The sequence below is a fragment of the Chloroflexota bacterium genome (genome assembly GCA_020161265.1).
GTDB lineage: Bacteria > Chloroflexota > Chloroflexia > Chloroflexales > Herpetosiphonaceae > Herpetosiphon.
Genome location: JAIUOC010000010.1, coordinates 15,965 through 34,026, shown reverse-complemented (window position 1 = coordinate 34,026; position 18,062 = coordinate 15,965). Strand labels below are relative to the sequence as shown.

The window sequence follows — 18,062 nt, the reverse complement described above, 5'->3', positions numbered from 1 at the left end:
CTATCCCTATAATTTCAATTGCGCTAACTATGTATAACCGACTTCTACCTAACTATGGTAATGGCGGTGTCGTGGGTGGTGGTGGGGCCGCAGTTGGTTGTAGTGGTGGTACAGTTGGCGGCTCTGGCGCTTTGGTTGGTTGCTCGGTTGGCCGTGGCGTATTGGTTGGCCGCTCGGTTGGTGGATCAGCTGGTTTTGGACAACCATTCCGTGATGGATCGCCAGGCTCATTTGGACAAGCATCGCGATCGTCAGGAATGGTATCGCCATCACTGTCGCCGACGGCTGGTGGATTGGTTGGCTCAACTGGTGCTGGACAACCATTGTTTGGGCCTGCCACATCAGGACAACCATCAACATCATCGGTAAAGCCATCACCATCACGATCGCCTGGGGCTGGTGGGTTGGTGGGTTGGATGACCACTGGTGGAGTGGTTGGTTGCACGACTGGTGGGTTCGTTGCCGCTGGACGATTGGTTGGCGCTGTTGTTGCTGCTGGCCGTGCAGTTGGGTTCGTGCCAGGTGCGCTGGTTGCTTGCGGCGCTAAAGTATCAGTTGGCACTGGGTTTTCGGTCGCTTGCCGAATCAATTCGGCTTCGGCTGTTGCCGTTTCAGCGGGCAATGTGACCGTGGCAAACGAACCATCGACCATTGTGATGATTGGTCGGGTTGGGATGGCAATGGCATTTCGGCCACCAGTATTTGGGTTAACATCATCGCCACCGATGAACACGATCCCGCCTAAGAGGGCGGCAACCAAGAGCACAACTCCCAAAATTCCGCCTAAGGCTCCCCATTGAATTGGCGCAGGGCCGTTACGTACCACCACGTTGGTGATGTTGTCGTGGCCACCGCGCTCATTAGCAAGGCTGATCAACTCAGTTGTCGCGTTTTGAGGGGCATTAAGTGTGGCAATTTTGCCAATTTCTTCAGCCTGCACCCCATCAGAAAGCCCGTCTGAGCACAGTACAATCACATCATCTTTGCCCAAAACCAGCTCATCGCTGAAGTGCGGCGTTACCTCAGGATCGCCCATGGATTGCCAGAGGCTTTTGTTCATGGCGTTGACATGATCTTTGGTTTGGACGGCTCGATCATATTCGGTGTTGTTGGCGCGGAACAAATAGCCTTTGCTATCGCCAACATTCGAGAAAATAATCTTGCGGAGTGTGCCTTCATCCCAGACCAAGGCTAGCACCAAGGTTGAGGCGCGGTTGGTATTGCCAGCCTCTTTATAGACCATTTTGGTGGCATATTGAATCGCCGCATTCAGTTGATCTTGTTTGCTTTTGTAGTTTTTGGGGTCACTATTATAGAAAAACTTGGTCGTATATTCGACAACGGCACGGCTAGCCAACTCGCCATCGTCGTTACCGCCGACTCCATCGGCAACCACATAGAGCCGACCATGGCTCGCAAGCAATTTATGCTCGATCTTGACACTAAACCCAGTTGCGCCACCGCCGCGAATTTTGGCGAAAAGTTCGGTTACTCCGTTGACCAATTTGGTGCCAAAACTGCGTTCATCGGCATGTCGCCATGCCAAATTATCTTCGTTATTATTCCGTTGTCGCCCAACATCGCTTTGACCATAGACCACGAGGTTAGGCAGATTGGCTGCTTGACTCATTGCAATGCTCCTTGGTGGCCTAGCGTAAGACTGTTTCTGGTAGCCATCCTGTTTCTCCACCGTTGATACGTTGTACATTGAACCATTTACGTTGATCACCACTGATTGTGCTGGGGTTTTCATCAAGCACAAGAAATTTTTGGCCCTCAAGCGCTTGGCCACTTCCAAGGGCATTCGCGCTACCATCGCCAGGTCGTGCCCGTAAAATGTAGCCTTGACTTAGGGTTACCTCGCGCCCTCCAGCAGTTGGTGAAACTATTGGTGGTAAGGTTGAGGTTGGAATAACCGCTTCGATCGTAACCGTTGGAATACCACCAGTAGTGGGAGTTTCCGGTAAGGTTGAGGTTGGTTGCATCGCTGCTTGTTCTGGCGTTGCTTTACCATTTGGATCAGGCGTATCGCCACCACCCAACAATAAAAAGAGCACTGCAATTAAAACCAGAGCACTAATTGCCCCAATACTAATCATGGTTGAGCGACGTGAATTGCTAATTGGCATGCTTGGAGCGGCAAATGCGGCTCCATCGTTGCGCAAAGCTTCGTGCATGGCCATACTGAACGCAGCACATGAGCTATACCGATCGGTTGGCTCAAAGGCAGTCGCTTTTAAGAAAACCTCGATGGCGGTGGGATGTTTGGCCAAGTTTTTGCGAATCCGCTCGTTTTGCGCCGCCAATTGCTGGCGAAATTCAGTATTCCAAATCGCCAAAGCTGCTTGATACACTTGGGGATCGTTCGATTCCATGCCCTTGATTTTGGGCGGTTTGATCGTTGGAATCGTATCGCCAGTTAGGAAGTAGTAGACGACCAAGGCCAAGGCATATTGGTCGGTTGCTGGCACTTCATGCCCAGTATATTGCTCAGGAGCCATATACGGTGGTGTGCCAAAGCCGCGTTCATCGACCAAGGCAAAGCGTTCGTGTGAAGCCACGCTGAGGTCAATCAGAATTGCATCGTGCGAGGCTTTATCAACCAGGATGTTATCGGGCTTTACGTCACGGTGAATAACCGGGCTATCGGGGTGGGCAATATGCAGATAATCCAAAGCGCTGCCAATTTGCTCAGCGATTTGCAGCGCGATAGTTTCGCTTTTTTGCTTCGATAACTCTTTATTGCTGTAGGCATAAACAAACGTCGTGGCCAGCGTATAGGGCTCGTCACGGACATTACTGTGGACAAAGCCGATCACATGGGGGTGCTCGGCTTTTTTTAGCAAACGTTCCTCATTCATAAAATACTGACGAACTTGAGGAAGTTTATTCGTCAGAAATTTGAGCGCCACTTCTTCACGATGCCCATCATCGTGGTTGATGATCGCATGGTAGACTGGGCCGGAAAGCCCCTCAGCCAAACGATCATCAACAATTTCATAGCGCCCATATTGTTGACCTGCAACAAGATGCATAGTCGCTCCTCCGATAGCCTACTTACCAGCCCCTGGATCAATCCGAGTTGGGCGACGGCGGGTGGCGGTTGCTAAAGCGGTTGTGACTGCTGCCAAAATAATTGCGGCGGGCACACCACGCAGTAGATAATATTTTTGGAGTTGGTTTAACGAGGTAAACTCCGATTCGGTGGCTAGCCCACCAATTGGAATTGGCAAGGTTGAACTTTCCCAGGTTTGGCCAGCAATCGTCACCTTAACTTGGAAGGTGTGTTGTTTATCGTCGCGGGGTGCGGTATGGGCAAATGCAAGATCGTAACCAGTGCGATTAACGGGCTTAACCAAGGCTTTATAGGCTTGGTCCATATTGCCTGGCCGCTCTTCTGGGCCTCCAGCAACGTAGCGCCCGTTGGTGCTGCTGGCTAAATTGGGCAGTTGATTGGTAGCTTTATCCAAATTTTCAGTCTTGCCAATCCCAACGGCAATAATAATCGTGTTGTTTTTATTGGCAAGATCGACGATTTGGCTGAACAAACCAGCGCTATCAGGGGTAACTGAACCATCGCCAAATACCACCACATAGCTTTCAGTACCGCGTTTTTTGGCCTCGGCTGCGGTGGCGGTAACGGCCTCTAAGACTGCCCCATACAAATTGGTTGCGCCATCGCGTGGTGGCTCAGTGCGCAGAACCCCAATAATTTTATTGTGGTCGCGATCAAACTCAGGTGCACTGGCTGGGCGGGTTGATTGGCTATTTGATGAGCGTGGAATAAACAAGCCAATCGATTCGGGATCGTTGGGCGAAACCGCATTACCAAGGTTGATCCAGCTTTCGGCAGCAGTGCGAACTTCGCCGATAAATGGATCGCCGAGCGCGACACTTAAATCAGTCACTAAGCCAATTGTTGCCCCCGAAGCGCGTAAGACATTTTGGCTATCAAAGGGAATTGTATGGCTGGTTGGGTGGGTCGCATCAGTGGTGATTACATGCATCACCAATTGAGAATCTGTCAGCAATTGACCATCTTGATAAATTGCAATATCGCCAGGTTCCAGAGGCGGCACATCTTGACCAGTCGTCGTATCAGTCACCCGCATCTTGAAGTTGACCACCCGATCTTGCAGTAATTGGGCATCGGTGAGTTTAACTTCATAGGCCGCTTGAGCATACGTCAAAACTGGCGAGAGCAGCAGCAACGCAAGGCTACAACGCAAAATCCACGTTTTCATGAGGTTATGCTCCTGTATTAAACTCAAATACCATTTCTACTGCATTGTCTTGGTTGGGGTCGCCGAGATAGATCGTATCGCCATGTTCAAGCGGTACAGGCTGACTATCGAGCATAAAGCCTTGACCATCGCGTACCAAGAAGGTGCCGTTGGTGCTACCAAGGTCAATCACGGCAATTTGATTATCTTCCAACACAAATTTGGCATGGGTTCGTGAAACAATCACATCACTAACTTGAATATCACCCTTGCCGCCAATTGTAAAATCGGGGCGTAAGGCTTCGATTGAGCCTTTACGCGAGCCATTGTTGATGGTGATCGAGCCATAGGGTGCGTTGATCCGTCCGCCACCACCAGCCCCGCCACGTCGGCCAAAAGCGCGGGTAGCGATATTGGTGATGGTTTTAGTGGCATTCCGAATGGCTGGGCTGATCACTGGTACTTCGCTACGTGAGAGGCTGCTCAGAATTAATGGTAAGGTGAAGGTAACGCCCAACACGCCCCATAAGCCAAAGGCATTCAGGTAATTACCTAAGACAATGGCATCGTTGCTGGCAAAATCGTTGACGTTCTCAGGCAACGTATAACCAACCCGATTGAGCGCACTGCCAAGGGCTTGGGTGATATAGGCCGATGGGAAGATCAACAATACTGGAATGGTCGATAAAAAGAGGGTTAAAAAGCGATTATGCACTTTTTTAATTTTACGTGCGGCAAAGATTGCCAGAAAGAGAACCGAAACTGCCCAAATTAAAGCCGGAAGCGCAATCGTAGGATACCACCAGTCATACGTGATCTGACCCATTTCCTTAACTTTTTGCCAGAACTCAAAATTGGTCATCGTGCGTCTCCTCGTGAGCTAGCGGATAGTGCTGGATAGTGCTGGATGGGGCGGGAGTGTGCGCCCCTTGCTGCAATTGCGCTGTATACCATGGTGTTTAACCTGTAGATCTAGCTTCATACCCTGCTTCTTTGGCATGAAGTTGAGGCATAGCGTAGGTTGTCCATAGGACTTCTGTACTGCAAGGGTTTGGATAATCGTCCCTGATTATACCAGAATCGCCTTATTCTGTTTTACTATTTGGCTTGGATTTGGCGGGGATAACACAAACTTAAACAAAACCAGCACAGTTAAAACCGTGCTGGTTGGGGCTGCATGCAGCCTATTAATTAGCCTTGTTCGGCATATTTTTCGGCTAGTTCATCGGATACTTCAAGGTTGCTATAGACTTTTTGTACATCATCGAGATCTTCGAGCCGCTCCATCAGCCGCAAAATCTGGAAAGTGGTCGCTTCGTCGGCTTCCATGATTGTTTTGGCCAGCATAGTTTTTTCAGCGGTGCTGATTTTTAGGCCTTGCTCGTTGAGCGCATCGCGCACCGCTGCTAATTTGCTAAACTCGGTGTAAACAATAATTGCATCGTCGTTGACAATCACATCATCAGCATCGGCATCGATCGCCAGCAAGGTCACTTCATCGGGGTCGGTTTTTTCAGTCCGATCAATACTAATCAAACCTTTGATATCAAACATCCAACCGACTGAGCCGCCTTCGCCGAGTGTGCCGCCATTTTTGTTAAAGGCGGTGCGAATTTCGGAAACGGTGCGGTTGCGATTGTCAGTGGCAGCATCGACGATCACGGCAATGCCACCTGGGCCATAGCCTTCGTAGGTCACTTCTTCGAGCGCTGCTTCACCGCTTACGCCAGTGCCGCGATCAATTGCTCGTTGAATATTATCCGCTGGCATATTATCGGCTTTGGCTTTTTCAATCGCCAAGCGCAGCCGGAAGTTCATGTCGGGGCTGCCACCACCTTCGCGGGCGGCGATCGTAATATCACGAGCGATTTTCGTCCAGCGTTGGCCTCGGCGTTGATCAAGAACCCCTTTTTTGCGGCGGATTTCATGCCATTTTGTATGCCCTGACATCGGATAACTCCTACGGTTAACAATTGTGCACACCCCAGTGTGCCGCTCAATCATGAGTTTTTGTTGACCATTATAGCCTATGCTTGAGAAGCTTGGCAAAAAATTGGCGCAAGCATCACTGCCTGCGCCAATTCTTCGATCATTCGCTACGCTTTGATTTAGATGCGTTGCTTGGGCAAAGCGTCGTTATAAACCCCATTGTTGGAGTTATATTGAATCACTTCGTCGAGCAATTGGCGCAATGGCTCACCATCGAGGTTTTCATGCTCGATCAAGGCTTCAGCCATGCGGTTCATCACTTCGCGATTGCGTTCCAAGATTGCACGGGCGCGTTCGTGGCCTTCGCTGACCAAACGTCGCACTTCCGAATCGATCTTGCGTGAGGTTTCTTCCGAATAGTTGCGTTGTTCGCTGATTTCGCGGCCCAAGAAGATCAACTCTTCTTTTTCGCCAAAGGCAATTGGCCCCAGCTCTGAACTCATCCCATAGCGGGTAACCATCGCTCGTGCCATGCGCGTCACTTGTTGAATATCGCCCGAAGCGCCAGTGGTAAAGTCGCTCAGCACCAATTCTTCGGCGGCGCGGCCACCAAGGGCTACAGCAATTTGGGCTTCAAACTGCGAAACGCTCATATAGCTTTGATCTTCATCGGGGATCATCAAGGTGTAGCCACCAGCCATCCCTCGCGGAATAATCGTCACTTTATGCACAGGGTTTGCGCCAGGCATCGCTTTAGCAACAATCGCGTGACCAGCTTCGTGGAAGGCGGTCAACTCTTTTTGCTTAGGAGTCATCACGCGTGAGCGGCGTTCTGGGCCACCAAGCATAATTCGTTCGGTGGCATCTTGCATTTCTTGCATGGCGATGCGTTTTTTCGAGCGCCGTGCAGCCAAGATCGCCGCTTCATTGACGATGTTGGCCAGATCTGCACCCGATGAGCCAGGCGTTAATTTGGCAATTGCTTCCAAATTAACATCTTCGGAGAGTGGTTTGCCCTTGGTATGGACCTTGAGCACTTCAACCCGTCCGCGCATATCAGGAGCATCGAGTACAACTTGGCGGTCGAAACGGCCTGGGCGAACCAAGGCTGGGTCGAGCACGTCAGGGCGGTTGGTGGCGGCGATCACAATCACATTGGTGTTGCTATCGAAGCCGTCCATTTCAACCAAGATTTGGTTAAGCGTTTGTTCGCGTTCGTCGTGCGAGCCACCAAGGCCAGCACCGCGTTGGCGACCAACGGCATCAACTTCGTCGATAAAGACGATACAAGGAGCGTTGCGTTTGGCTTGTTCAAACAAATCGCGCACGCGGCTTGCGCCAACCCCGACGAACATTTCCACAAATTCCGAACCGCTGATTGAGAAGAATGGCACGCCTGCTTCGCCAGCAACTGCACGGCTGAGCAAGGTTTTACCAGTACCTGGAGGGCCAACCATCAAAACCCCACGTGGAATCCGTGCGCCAAGTTGGGCAAATTTCTCAGGAAATTTAAGAAACTCGACCACTTCGGTTAAGTCTTGTTTGGCTTCTTCTTGGCCAGCAACATCAGAGAAGGTTACTGATGGTTTGTCGCCAGTGAACATGCGAGCTTTGCTCTTGCCAAACGACATCGCTTGGTTGTTAGAGCCTTGGGCTTGGCGCATGAAAAAGACGAAAAAGCCAATCAGCAGAAGCGTGGGCAGCAAGAAGGTCAAGGCCGCGCCTAAAATACCGCCCCAAGCTGGAGCCGATTTAGGGTTGAACTTAACTTTGGCAGCGTTTTCCAACGGTGCTGCAATCGCCGTCTTATTCGCAGGATCTTTAAGCTCGGCTAATTTGCTAGCATCTTGGGCTTTTTGCGAAAGAATTTCTTCAATACTTTCGCTGGTGCTGTTCTTGCGAGAAATATAGGTGGTGGGTGGCGCGTCGTTGGTGGTCGCCCGAAACTCGACTTGACCTTCGGTTTGGACGATCTCGGCAATTTTACCTTGGAGAGCTAAGTCGAGAATTTCACTGTAGCTCTTTTCGCTGGTATTGCCAGGACTACCATTGATGTATTGATAGAAGAGCGCCAACGCCGCCACTACGATGATCAAATACACAAAACTGTTGCGTAAGAAGCGATTTTCACCCATCGCAGTATCTCCTGAACGTGCGTACACGCTCATAAAATTTTGCTGCACTCCATGCGGAGTACAGCGACCTTCAAAAATTATACCAAAGCGCTACCTACCTAGCAAGGGAAATGCCCATTAGCAAAGTGTTAATGTCAACAACCCACGCCTAAAGGCATTGGGCTTATACCTCAACCCTCAGCCAGTGGCTCAGGATCGGACACGATAGGCTGGTTGACGGGCAGCCCACTCAGGCGAGATATACCCCCCTGAGCATGGTACTTGGCCACAATGTTGTAGGCTGCATTCAAGTCGGCATGCAGTTCATAACTGCACATCTGACATCTGAATGCGGCTCTGGAGCGACGGTTGTTGCGGGCTTGATGCCCACAGCAGCTACACGTCTGCGAGGTATGTCGCGGGTCAACCGCAACCACCGTACCGCCGCGCTCCTGCGCCTTGTACACAATAAACGCTAGCAATTGTGCAAACGACCACGAATGTAAGCGCCGCTTGATTGCGGTGTGCCGCTTGCCCTTCATGCGTTTGCGGATGTTGGTCAGATTTTCCACGACAATCGTGCTACCCGCTTCGACCGACTGCACGATCTGCTTACTCACGACGTGATCGCAATCACGTCGAAAGCGGGCCTGCTTGCGCCGCAGCGTTTTCAAGTGCCGCTTAGCCGACTTGGTGTTGCGTTTTTGCAAGGCCCGCTTGAGCTTGAACAGTCGACCTTCACGGGCCTTCCAGCGTTTCTTGCCCAAAAAGTGCCGCGTACTGGTCACGGCGGGATGGCTCAACCCCAGATCAACCCCAACAACCGTCTCGCTTGGCGCGATGGTCGGCGCGGGAACCGTCACCACAACATGCAAGAACCAGCGCCCATCACGCTCAAGCAGATCCGCCGTATCAACCGAATAACCCACGTACTTGGTGGCATAGGCTGGTACGCGAAAGCGGATCGTCTGCCGACCAGCGACTAGCGACAGCCGCACGGTCTGGCTTTCCCAATTGATACGAAATGTATGCACGTTGTAGCGCGGGGGGCAGGAATGCGAGCGGGGCATCGAGACGGTACGCGTGCGGTTTTTTCGTAGGGTAAAGGAACTGCGGAGCGCCTCAGCCGCTTTGGCTCGTGCGGTATTGGTCAGATTGCTGTTGAGATCAGGAAGCGCTGCGCGGACGGTATAGTAGGCCAGAAAATGGAGCTTGGTAGCATTCGAGACGCTGTTGGACCAACCCAACTGCGCAAACAGGTTGAAGGCCGCCGTGAATTGACGGCTGGTTTCCTCAAGTGCGGCAGCCTGTGTGAACGATGGTTCAAGTTGTAGACAAATCGTTCGTTGCATAGGTGTGTTATAACATCCATCTAGCGTTTCTGTAAGCAGGTGAAAGCGGCTCTCCTAGTCGCTCTCTAGAGCTAAAACTTCTGGTTTACTGCGTCTAAAGGCAAGCTCCTATGTATAAACACGAGGGCTTAAGACCCCAATATAGGGCAAATTGCGGTAGCGTTCGGCATAGTCCAGTCCATATCCCACAACAAATTCGTTGGGAATGTCGAAACCACGGTAATCAACCTGCACATTGACATTGCGCCGTTCAGGTTTATTCAGTAGGGCACAAATCTCTAAAGCGGCTGGGTTGCGCCGCAACAGCAGATCATGCACATATTTTAATGTCAGGCCACTATCAATAATATCTTCGACGATGATCACATGCTTGCCAGCGATATCAAGGTCGAGATCTTTATTTAAACGAACTACGCCGCTGCTTTCGGTGCTGGCTCCATAGGACGAAACCGCAATGCAATCGTAGCTAACCTCGCGTTCAATCGAGCGCATCAGGTCGGCCATAAAGATCAACGAACCTTTTAAGATGCCAACTAACACTAACTCAGGTGCGTTAACCGTGGTTTGGGCAATTGCTGTGCCAAGCGCTTGAACTCGGTTTTGGAGTGTTGCGGTATCAATTAATACTCGCTCAAGATCAGGATGCATCGGCGTGAGTATCCTCCAAAGTTATGAGCAAAAAATTGGTTGTTTCTGGCGTTGGGTGGGCATGTTCGGCCATCAGCAAGCCAGGAATCCAAAGAATCCCAACATCATCAACGAATAACGGCCATTGGGCACGCAGTTCGCGCGGCAAACGCATATCAACCATAATATCTTGGATGCGACGTGAGCCAATGCCCCCTGCTGGCCGCATGCGATCACCTGGGCGGCGTTGACGTAACATCAATTTGCCTTGAATCGCATCGGCATCGAGTAAGCCTTGCCAGCGCGAAAGATTATATTCAGGGCGACTGGGCATCAGCTCCATAATCACCCGCCAACGTTCATCGGGTAGCGGAGTCATGCCTTGTTGATTGAGCGGCCACTCATCAATGCTCAATTGCGGTTCGTCGTTGGTTGGCTGCATAGTTGTAGCTACGGTCATTGTCCAACCATGTGGCTTACGATGCAAGACCAAATTATGCGGCATCTGGCAAAACAGTTGCAGGCTGTTCATGGCACTTAACGCATGGTCAAGCTGCGAGGATGTTAATTCGTCGCGCTCAGGCCGCAATAAATAAACCGCGCGGCGAATTGCATGGCGCTGCAACGCTGGATGCATCTGGTTCCATTGCTCACGATGAAAGGTGATTGCCCCAGGTTCAAACTCAATTAAATGTTGCCATTGACGATCAAGCTCGCTTTGCATGTAGTCGGTTTCAATTGCAGCCAAACGCGCTGTTCGCGCCAAGGCCGAAACAACTTTAGCATTGTATTCGCCGAGTAATGGCAATAATTGATGGCGAATGCGGCCCCGTGTGTATTCCAACGAATTATTAGTGGGATCACGGCGTGGCTCCAATTGCTGTTCATCGCAATAGGCCTCAATTTCGTCACGGGTAATATTGAGCATGGGTCGAATCAAAGCTGGCCCAACTGCTTGATGTGGCATTCCGGCGGTAACTCGCCATCCAACCCACTCGGTGCGCGGTCGCATGGCGCTCAAGCCGCTCGGGCCTGTGCCCCGCAACACATGCAACAACACCGTTTCTGCTTGATCATCGGATTGATGACCGAGCACGACCGCATCGGCTTGTTGTTGCAAAGCCACCTCAGCCAAGAAACGATAGCGGGTCGCTCGGGCCGCAGCAGGTAAGCCCACATGGTAGTGTTTGGCAACTTGGTCAACATCGCGCAGCTCAATTGTGGCAGTTAAGCCCCAATCAGCGGCGATTTCGGCCACAAAAGCGGCCTCGGCAGCTGATTGCTCGCCACGTAAGCCATGATCAAGGTGAGCCACATGCAATCGCCAGCCATACGGTGTGGCCAAGGCCGTCAGCCGATGCAGCAATGCTAATGAATCCGGTCCACCTGAAACCGCCACCACCAAACATGCTGCCGATGCGAGGCGACCATCGCGGATGAGGGTTGTTTCAATGTCGAGTAGTTGGGACATAGCAGAGTTCTCGTAAGTGGTGCCAACCTTGATGATAGCACATTTTTGCGGCTGGCCATGTCAATCTCTCGATGGAGTTTGCGGCTTGGAGTGGCTAGGATTAGCACTAGATTAACAACTGCTTGGAAAGCTTTAGGCTATGATATGCTGAGAGAAAACAATGCCGCAGGAACCATTGGCGGGTATCAGCCGTTGATCAGTTGCCTATCAGCTGCAAACGGCTTGGAATCGTTAACATGGGCTGATTGACGGTATGGGCTTTGCTTTAAATTGACAGCACTAGCGCTTCGCGGCATACTAGATCATCAATCCCCAGTTTGGTCAATTAAAATCAAGACTTCTAGGGCAGGTTTGGCCAAAGTTGGTATGCTATAATGCCGCGCAGCGACATAATTCAGGGTGTAAGGATAATTCAATGAGTTCAACACCGCTACGGGATCGGCTTGAACAAGCTGCTCAACATGATCCAAATCCATTAAAACCAACCAGGCTTGAGCCAGCTCCACCACCAGAAGAACCGCTGGATTTAGAGGAAGCGGCTGCTGAAACCGTTCCCCAACGTCGCGGCTGGTCGGTCGTCAAAGAGATTATCGAGACGGTCGTTTTTGTGCTTTTGGTCTTTTTTATTGTGCGTGGCTTGTTGCAGAATTTTCGCATCGAAGGTTCGAGTATGTTCCCAACCATGCACGATCAGCAATATATTTTGGTTAATAAAGCTTTATATATGCACTTTGACCTGAATGCGCCGCTGCGACTCTTGCCAGGCCGGGGCGATCTTGAGCAAAATGTGGTTTATCCCTTTCGCAAGCCGCAACAAGGCGATATTGTCGTATTCTTGGCTCCAGAATCGGCGCACGACGAACCTAACAAAGATTACATTAAACGGGTGATTGGGATCGAGGGCGATAAAGTTACCTTGCTCGATGGTCAAGTCTATGTCAATGACCAACTGCTCGATGAATCGGAATATCTTGATGCTGGCACGCAAACCAGTTGTAAAGGCTATGCCTCGACCTGTAGCGTTGATATTCCAGCTGGCCATGTTTTTGTGATGGGCGATAATCGCAACAACAGCAGCGACTCACGCGAGTGGGGGCCGTTGCCCTTAGATAACGTGATTGGCAAGGCCTGGCTTTCGTATTGGCCCAAAGAAGATTGGGGTGTTGTGCAAACGCCTAGTTATGCAGCACCAACGGGCCAATGAACGATTTCGAGCAATCCGAAGTAAAAACTACCCGCTTGGCGCTTGACCAGACTCAACCGCTGCCAGTTGCTGCGCCAAGCGCCGAAGAAATTGCTTGGTTGGAGCAATCACAAGCGCCATTGCCTGCCCCACCAACTCTAACTCCAGCACCGCAACGGCCTCGCTTGCGCCGTTCGTGGCACATGCTGGCCAGCTTGATTTTGAGTTTTTTGATTCTACGCAGCTTGATTCAAAATTTTCAAATTGAAGGCACCAGCATGGAACCAACCATGCAAACCAAGCAATATGTTTTGGTTAACAAAGCGATCTATGCCCATCTCGATTTGAATGCACCGCTGCGTTTGTGGCCTGGCCAAGCCGAGTTGCCCAAAAAATTTCTGTATTTGCTGCATCCACCTGAACGCGGCGATATTATTGTGTTTTTGGCTCCACCTGCCGCCCACGATTTGCCCGATAAAGATTATATTAAACGGGTGATTGGGGTTGGCGGCGATACGATCAAAATTCGCGAGGGCAAAGTTTGGGTCAACGAGCAGCAATTAACCGAGGATTATATTGGCGAGGTTGATACGCTCTGTGATACGCACTGTGAGTTGGTTGTACCCGAGGGTCATGTATTTGTGATGGGCGATAATCGACCATTTAGCAGTGATTCACGGCGTTGGGGGCCATTACCGCTCGAATATGTGATTGGCAAGGCATGGTTTACCTATTGGCCCAAAGAGCGCTGGGCAAGCTACTAAACATAAACATGGGCTGACCAGCAATTTTGGTCAGCCCATTCTGTTTAACGAATCCCAAGCAAAAGATCGGTTTCAAATTCTTCGCGTTCAGGCAAACTTACCCGCGATTCGATTAGAGCAAAATGTTCATGGCTCAGTAATTCGCCGCGTAACTCCTCTGGCAAGCTCAAAAAGCCCCATGTTGGCCCAATTTGGGTGCGATGCTCCAGCAACGATTGCAATTTAATTGGCAAATATTGACCAATTTCAATCGCAGTTGTGGTGCGTGGATCATCAACATAGCGCGAGAGATCTGCTTCGGGATCATCGAGCGGGGTTTTTTCGCCACGAGCTTGCATATATTCCCACGCTTTGCGCCAAATCGAGCGACGATAGGCGGTGTAATACAGTTTTTTCGGTTCCCAAGCTGTCCCAGCCTCGGGAAATTGGTTGGGGTCGCCAGCAGCATGAAACGCCGCAACCGTAATTTTATGGGCCATAATGTGGTCGGGATGCCCATAACTACCATTTTCATCGTAGCTGATCAACACATCTGGTTGATATTGACGTACCAAAGCCACCAAGCGACCAGTGGCAGCTTGTAAATCGGCCTTGTTAAACGATTCGGGATGCTCATTGGGTGGCGTGTTGATCATGCCTGAATCGCGGTAGGCCAACTGATGAAAATCAGTGATATTGAGCAGCGCAATCGCCCGAGCTAGCTCCACATCGCGAATCTCGGCCAATCGCGCTTTATTCTCAGGCGTATTCAATTCAGCATCAACAATTTCGCCTTCTTCGCCACGGGTGCAGGTCACCAAAACGACCCGTGCTCCTTGCTCGTGATACTTCAGCGCAATGCCGCCTGTTGAAATCACTTCATCATCAGGGTGGGCATGCACAAGCATAATGGTTGGTCGATGGTCAGTCATGAACATTCCTTTCGATGCTATGGTGCATGCCTAATATTGTGCCACGAAAATCTGTTAACGATCCGTTAATGTTGCAGTTGGCTGGCCGCCGCTTGGTCGAGTAGCCAGTCGGCATTGCTGATCAAATTGGCGGGGTAGCTTTGATAAGCCCCAGTCTGCTCGATCAGTTCGCGAATAACGCCAGCTTTATCGTCGCCTGCCGCCAAAAAGATTTTGCTATGGGCATTGTTGATCACAGGCGCAGTCAGCGAGATGCGATATTGTTTGAGTTTGGCGACCCAGGTTTCGGCCACCAACACATCGTTGCGACCCAAAATATCGCTGGCAGGAAAGAGCGAGGCGGTATGCCCATCATTGCCCAAGCCCAGCAGCATCGTATCGAATTGAGGAAATTGGCCCTCAGCTAGCCCGAAAATACGTTTAATTTCATGGGCATACAGACTGGCGGCACTTTCAGGCGCTAACTCACCACGAATTCGCAACACATTGCCCACGGGAATCGGAATATGATCGATCAAGGCGATTTTGGTCATGCGATAGTTGCTTTGGGGATCGTCAGGCCCGACGCAGCGCTCATCGCCCCAAAATAAAAAACAACGCCCCCAAAGAATCTGATTAATGTATCGTGGGCTGGCTAATAACTCAAACAACGCTTTGGGCGTTGAGCCACCCGAAAGCGCGATTGTCCAGCGGCCACGTTGAGCGATGGCGGTTTGAGCCTCGGCTACTAGCCGATCAGCCGCAAGGATCATCAGTTCCTCGCGGCTTGGGGCAATCTGAAGCGTCATACATGTGCTCCATGGGGATCGGTTGCTTGAGCAATTGCGGCGACTATCGCTAAAGCCCGTTCATAAACTCGATCATGACTATACATATTTAGTTCATTCAAGAGCAACAGGCTATCGCTGGGCCTTGGTAGTTCGCTCATCTGACAACGAGTTTCGCCATCAAGCTGCACATTGGCCAGCAATGCTTGTTTGTTGCTGCTGCGGCCCACGGTGATACTGGCTTTATGTTTGGCGGCCTGCACTTCGATGAATGGTACTTCCTCGCCAGCCCGATCGCTGGTTTGCATGCTGATCGTAACCGTGCCATTGCGATGTTTGAAATTGCAAAGCAAGGTTTCGCTATTGCCGCTTGCGCTGATCAACTGCCAATCAAGGCAGGTTGCCATCCAGCCGATGCTCAGCAAGCCGGCTGCTTGATGTCGCCCAGTGGTCACTTTGATGCTGCTAATGTTTTCGAGCATTGGACGCATGGCCATTGCATCGAAAATTTGGGCAAACGCGGTGCGCCACGGAGTTAAGCGTGCCCAAGTCAAATCGCTGACAGCATCGGTTTGATCGCTGATGACCATCTTGTGCAAACGCGCCAAATCTGGTAGCGGGTCGAGAAAATCTGCCGAATCCATAATCCAGCGATCGGCATGGGCAAACAATTGGGTGCGCACATTGCTGGCAGGGTGCAGTGGGCCAGGCCACCAGACAAACAAGGGCAAATCGGAAACGACCAAGGGTAGCACTGTGCCGGGCAAACGTCGCCGCATTTGCTCACCAACACAGAAGGTAATTTGTTCGCAACAGACTTGCTCGTGCTCTTCGCTGCTTGGTTGACAAACGGTGCTGACCCATGCGCTGAGTTCTTCGGCCTCGCTGCCAGTTTCGATCAAAATTGCGCGGCATGGATGCACGCCAAATACCTGCGGCAAGGCGGTGCGTACTCGTTTGGCGAGGGTTTGGTTTGCACCGTAACCAATCACGGTCATGGTGCAAACGCGGGTCATTACATGGCTCGCATCGCGATGCTGATCGCCTAATTCACGCCATAAATCGCGCAGTTGATCTTCAATCTCAGCAACATTGGCTGGACGTGGGCTATTGGAAATTTCGCCCATCATGGTTGCCACCTCCTACAATTTGCGCCACTCACGGCCATCACGTTGCATAAATTGATCAGATTCCTCTGGCCCCCACGTGCCTGCCTCGTAGTGTGGCAAGTGCTCAACGCCGTCGTTTTCCCAGCGCTCAAGGATGGGAGTCATCAAGGCCCATTGGGCTTCGACCTCATCGCGGCGGGTAAATAGGGTTGCGTCGCCGAGCATTGCATCGAGCAACAAGCGTTCGTAGGCTTCGGGCGCAGCTACCCCAAACGATGAGCCATAGCGGAAATCCATATTAACCGGATGGATAATCATGCGTTGGCCTGGTTGCTTGGCGCTAAATTTGAGGGTGATGCCTTCGTTGGGCTGAATGCGCAGCGCTAAGACGTTCGATTCAATCTCATCGCGGATTTCGGGGAAGAGCAGCAGCGGCGGTTTTTTGAATTGAATCGCAATTTCGGTGACCCGTTTAGCCAAGCGTTTGCCAGTGCGCAAGTAGAATGGTACGCCCGCCCAGCGCCAATTGTCGATCTCGAATTTAAGCGCAACGAATGTGGGTGTGCGTGAGGCTGGGTTGACCCCTTTCTCTGCCAAGTAACTGGGCACTTCATCGCCATTGATTGTACCATGATCATATTGAGCACGCAGCGCAAATTGATCAACATCAGTAGCATTCATCGGGCGAATTGCATGCAGGACTTTGACTTTTTCGCTGCGCACTTCATGCTCGTTGAACTCGACTGGTGGTTCCATGGCGGTCAGGGTCAGCAATTGCATCATATGATTGGTGATCATATCGCGCAAGGCTCCCGCTTCCTCATAAAACCCTGCACGACTGCCGATGCCAAGGCTTTCGGCTACCGTGATTTGCACATGGTCAATGTAGTTGCGGTTCCAAATTGGCTCGAAAATCGCGTTGGCAAAACGCGCTACCAACAGGTTTTGGACGGTTTCTTTGCCAAGGTAATGGTCAATTCGATAGACTTGGCTTTCATCAAAAGCGCGACTGACCAGATCGTTGAGTTCTTGAGCCGATTTATAATCGTGGCCAAACGGCTTTTCAACGATAATCCGTGACCAGCCATGGCTTTGATTGGTCAGATTGACCTTTTGCAAATTGCTAATCGCATCATCAAACCACGATGGGGGAATTGCCAAATAAAAGAGCCGATTGCCAGCAGTACCGCGTTGCTGATCGATTTGTTCAAGGCGACTAGCGATTTGCTCGTAGGTATTGATATCGCCAAACTCGCCACCAACCCAAAATAAACCTTCGGCAAAGGTTTGCCAAACTTCTTCGTTAATTGGCTGAACCCGCGAGAATTGCTCGGCACTTTTGCGCATTTCAGCGCGAAAATCATCATCGCTCCATGGGCGACGACCAACGCCAAGCAACGAAAAGCCTGCCGGAACCATGCCTTCACGGGCGAGGTTGTAGAGTGCAGGCAATAATTTACGGGCAGTGAGATCTCCGGTCGCGCCGAAAATCACCACAGTACATGCTTCAGGGGTGCGAGCAATTCGTAAGCCTGCTCGCAAAGGATTTGGCTGTTCCACAAGCCCTCCTTAGGAACCACGCATAATGACAGGGCTACATCCTTCCGTGTAG

15 protein-coding genes are annotated in these 18,062 nt (G+C 51.1%); 2 read left to right on the top strand and 13 right to left on the bottom strand.

What is annotated here, in order from left to right:
- Window positions 1-52: 52 nt before the first annotated feature.
- From LCH85_21210 to tilS, 9 genes are all read right to left on the bottom strand, one after another.
- A complete protein-coding gene (locus LCH85_21210) occupies window positions 53-1,630 on the bottom strand; it encodes a protein phosphatase 2C domain-containing protein (protein ID MCA0354520.1) in 1,578 nt (525 codons plus the stop codon).
- 19 nt (window positions 1,631-1,649) lie between these two features.
- Complete coding sequence (locus LCH85_21205; protein MCA0354519.1) at window positions 1,650-3,035, bottom strand: protein kinase; 1,386 nt, start codon at window positions 3,033-3,035, stop codon at window positions 1,650-1,652.
- 18 nt (window positions 3,036-3,053) lie between these two features.
- Entirely contained in the window at window positions 3,054-4,244 is a 1,191-nt protein-coding gene (locus LCH85_21200) for a VWA domain-containing protein (GenBank protein MCA0354518.1), read from the bottom strand.
- A 4-nt stretch (window positions 4,245-4,248) separates the two neighbouring features.
- The gene (locus tag LCH85_21195) at window positions 4,249-5,085 is read right to left on the bottom strand and encodes an FHA domain-containing protein (GenBank protein ID MCA0354517.1); all 837 of its coding nucleotides are present in this window, start codon (window positions 5,083-5,085) and stop codon (window positions 4,249-4,251) included.
- A gap of 329 nt (window positions 5,086-5,414) precedes the next feature.
- The gene (locus LCH85_21190; protein MCA0354516.1) at window positions 5,415-6,173 is read right to left on the bottom strand and encodes a YebC/PmpR family DNA-binding transcriptional regulator; all 759 of its coding nucleotides are present in this window, start codon (window positions 6,171-6,173) and stop codon (window positions 5,415-5,417) included.
- Between the two features lie 158 nt (window positions 6,174-6,331).
- Window positions 6,332-8,287, bottom strand: a complete 1,956-nt coding sequence (gene ftsH / locus LCH85_21185) for an ATP-dependent zinc metalloprotease FtsH (protein MCA0354515.1) — start codon at window positions 8,285-8,287, stop codon at window positions 6,332-6,334.
- Window positions 8,288-8,457: 170 nt separating this feature from the next.
- Window positions 8,458-9,618, bottom strand: coding sequence for a transposase (locus LCH85_21180; GenBank protein MCA0354514.1), 1,161 nt, complete (start codon window positions 9,616-9,618; stop codon window positions 8,458-8,460).
- 108 nt (window positions 9,619-9,726) lie between these two features.
- A complete protein-coding gene (hpt, locus tag LCH85_21175; protein MCA0354513.1) occupies window positions 9,727-10,266 on the bottom strand; it encodes a hypoxanthine phosphoribosyltransferase in 540 nt (179 codons plus the stop codon).
- Window positions 10,256-11,716: a tRNA lysidine(34) synthetase TilS gene (tilS, locus tag LCH85_21170; GenBank protein MCA0354512.1), complete on the bottom strand. Its 1,461-nt coding sequence runs from the start codon at window positions 11,714-11,716 to the stop codon at window positions 10,256-10,258. Before tilS ends, hpt begins: the two co-directional genes overlap by 11 nt.
- A gap of 415 nt (window positions 11,717-12,131) precedes the next feature.
- Here tilS and lepB (LCH85_21165) point away from each other — a divergent pair, with 415 nt between their 5' ends.
- Together lepB (LCH85_21165) and lepB (LCH85_21160) are read left to right on the top strand one after the other, a co-directional pair.
- A complete protein-coding gene (lepB, locus tag LCH85_21165) occupies window positions 12,132-12,920 on the top strand; it encodes a signal peptidase I (protein MCA0354511.1) in 789 nt (262 codons plus the stop codon).
- Window positions 12,917-13,663: a signal peptidase I gene (gene lepB, locus LCH85_21160; GenBank protein ID MCA0354510.1), complete on the top strand. Its 747-nt coding sequence runs from the start codon at window positions 12,917-12,919 to the stop codon at window positions 13,661-13,663. Before lepB (LCH85_21165) ends, lepB (LCH85_21160) begins: the two co-directional genes overlap by 4 nt.
- Window positions 13,664-13,707: 44 nt before the next feature.
- Here lepB (LCH85_21160) and LCH85_21155 read toward each other — a convergent pair whose 3' ends face one another.
- The 4 genes from LCH85_21155 to zwf all read right to left on the bottom strand — a co-directional run bounded on the left by LCH85_21155 (window position 13,708) and on the right by zwf (window position 18,010).
- The gene (locus LCH85_21155; GenBank protein MCA0354509.1) at window positions 13,708-14,574 is read right to left on the bottom strand and encodes a PIG-L family deacetylase; all 867 of its coding nucleotides are present in this window, start codon (window positions 14,572-14,574) and stop codon (window positions 13,708-13,710) included.
- A 65-nt stretch (window positions 14,575-14,639) separates the two neighbouring features.
- A complete protein-coding gene (gene pgl, locus LCH85_21150) occupies window positions 14,640-15,362 on the bottom strand; it encodes a 6-phosphogluconolactonase (protein MCA0354508.1) in 723 nt (240 codons plus the stop codon).
- Entirely contained in the window at window positions 15,359-16,471 is a 1,113-nt protein-coding gene (locus tag LCH85_21145; GenBank protein MCA0354507.1) for a glucose-6-phosphate dehydrogenase assembly protein OpcA, read from the bottom strand. Before LCH85_21145 ends, pgl begins: the two co-directional genes overlap by 4 nt.
- A gap of 12 nt (window positions 16,472-16,483) precedes the next feature.
- Window positions 16,484-18,010: a glucose-6-phosphate dehydrogenase gene (gene zwf, locus LCH85_21140; GenBank protein ID MCA0354506.1), complete on the bottom strand. Its 1,527-nt coding sequence runs from the start codon at window positions 18,008-18,010 to the stop codon at window positions 16,484-16,486.
- Window positions 18,011-18,062: the final 52 nt, after the last annotated feature.

Bases quoted from the DNA above. Each gene is read 5' to 3' on its own strand.
- LCH85_21210 (MCA0354520.1), bottom strand. From the start codon at position 1,630: ATGAGTCAAGCAGCCAATCTGCCTAACCTCGTGGTCTATGGTCAAAGC.
- LCH85_21205 (MCA0354519.1), bottom strand. From the start codon at position 3,035: ATGCATCTTGTTGCAGGTCAACAATATGGGCGCTATGAAATTGTTGAT.
- LCH85_21200 (MCA0354518.1), bottom strand. From the start codon at position 4,244: ATGAAAACGTGGATTTTGCGTTGTAGCCTTGCGTTGCTGCTGCTCTCG.
- LCH85_21195 (MCA0354517.1), bottom strand. From the start codon at position 5,085: ATGACCAATTTTGAGTTCTGGCAAAAAGTTAAGGAAATGGGTCAGATC.
- LCH85_21190 (MCA0354516.1), bottom strand. From the start codon at position 6,173: ATGTCAGGGCATACAAAATGGCATGAAATCCGCCGCAAAAAAGGGGTT.
- ftsH (MCA0354515.1), bottom strand. From the start codon at position 8,287: ATGGGTGAAAATCGCTTCTTACGCAACAGTTTTGTGTATTTGATCATC.
- LCH85_21180 (MCA0354514.1), bottom strand. From the start codon at position 9,618: ATGCAACGAACGATTTGTCTACAACTTGAACCATCGTTCACACAGGCT.
- hpt (MCA0354513.1), bottom strand. From the start codon at position 10,266: ATGCATCCTGATCTTGAGCGAGTATTAATTGATACCGCAACACTCCAA.
- tilS (MCA0354512.1), bottom strand. From the start codon at position 11,716: ATGTCCCAACTACTCGACATTGAAACAACCCTCATCCGCGATGGTCGC.
- lepB (MCA0354511.1), top strand. From the start codon at position 12,132: ATGAGTTCAACACCGCTACGGGATCGGCTTGAACAAGCTGCTCAACAT.
- lepB (MCA0354510.1), top strand. From the start codon at position 12,917: ATGAACGATTTCGAGCAATCCGAAGTAAAAACTACCCGCTTGGCGCTT.
- LCH85_21155 (MCA0354509.1), bottom strand. From the start codon at position 14,574: ATGACTGACCATCGACCAACCATTATGCTTGTGCATGCCCACCCTGAT.
- pgl (MCA0354508.1), bottom strand. From the start codon at position 15,362: ATGACGCTTCAGATTGCCCCAAGCCGCGAGGAACTGATGATCCTTGCG.
- LCH85_21145 (MCA0354507.1), bottom strand. From the start codon at position 16,471: ATGATGGGCGAAATTTCCAATAGCCCACGTCCAGCCAATGTTGCTGAG.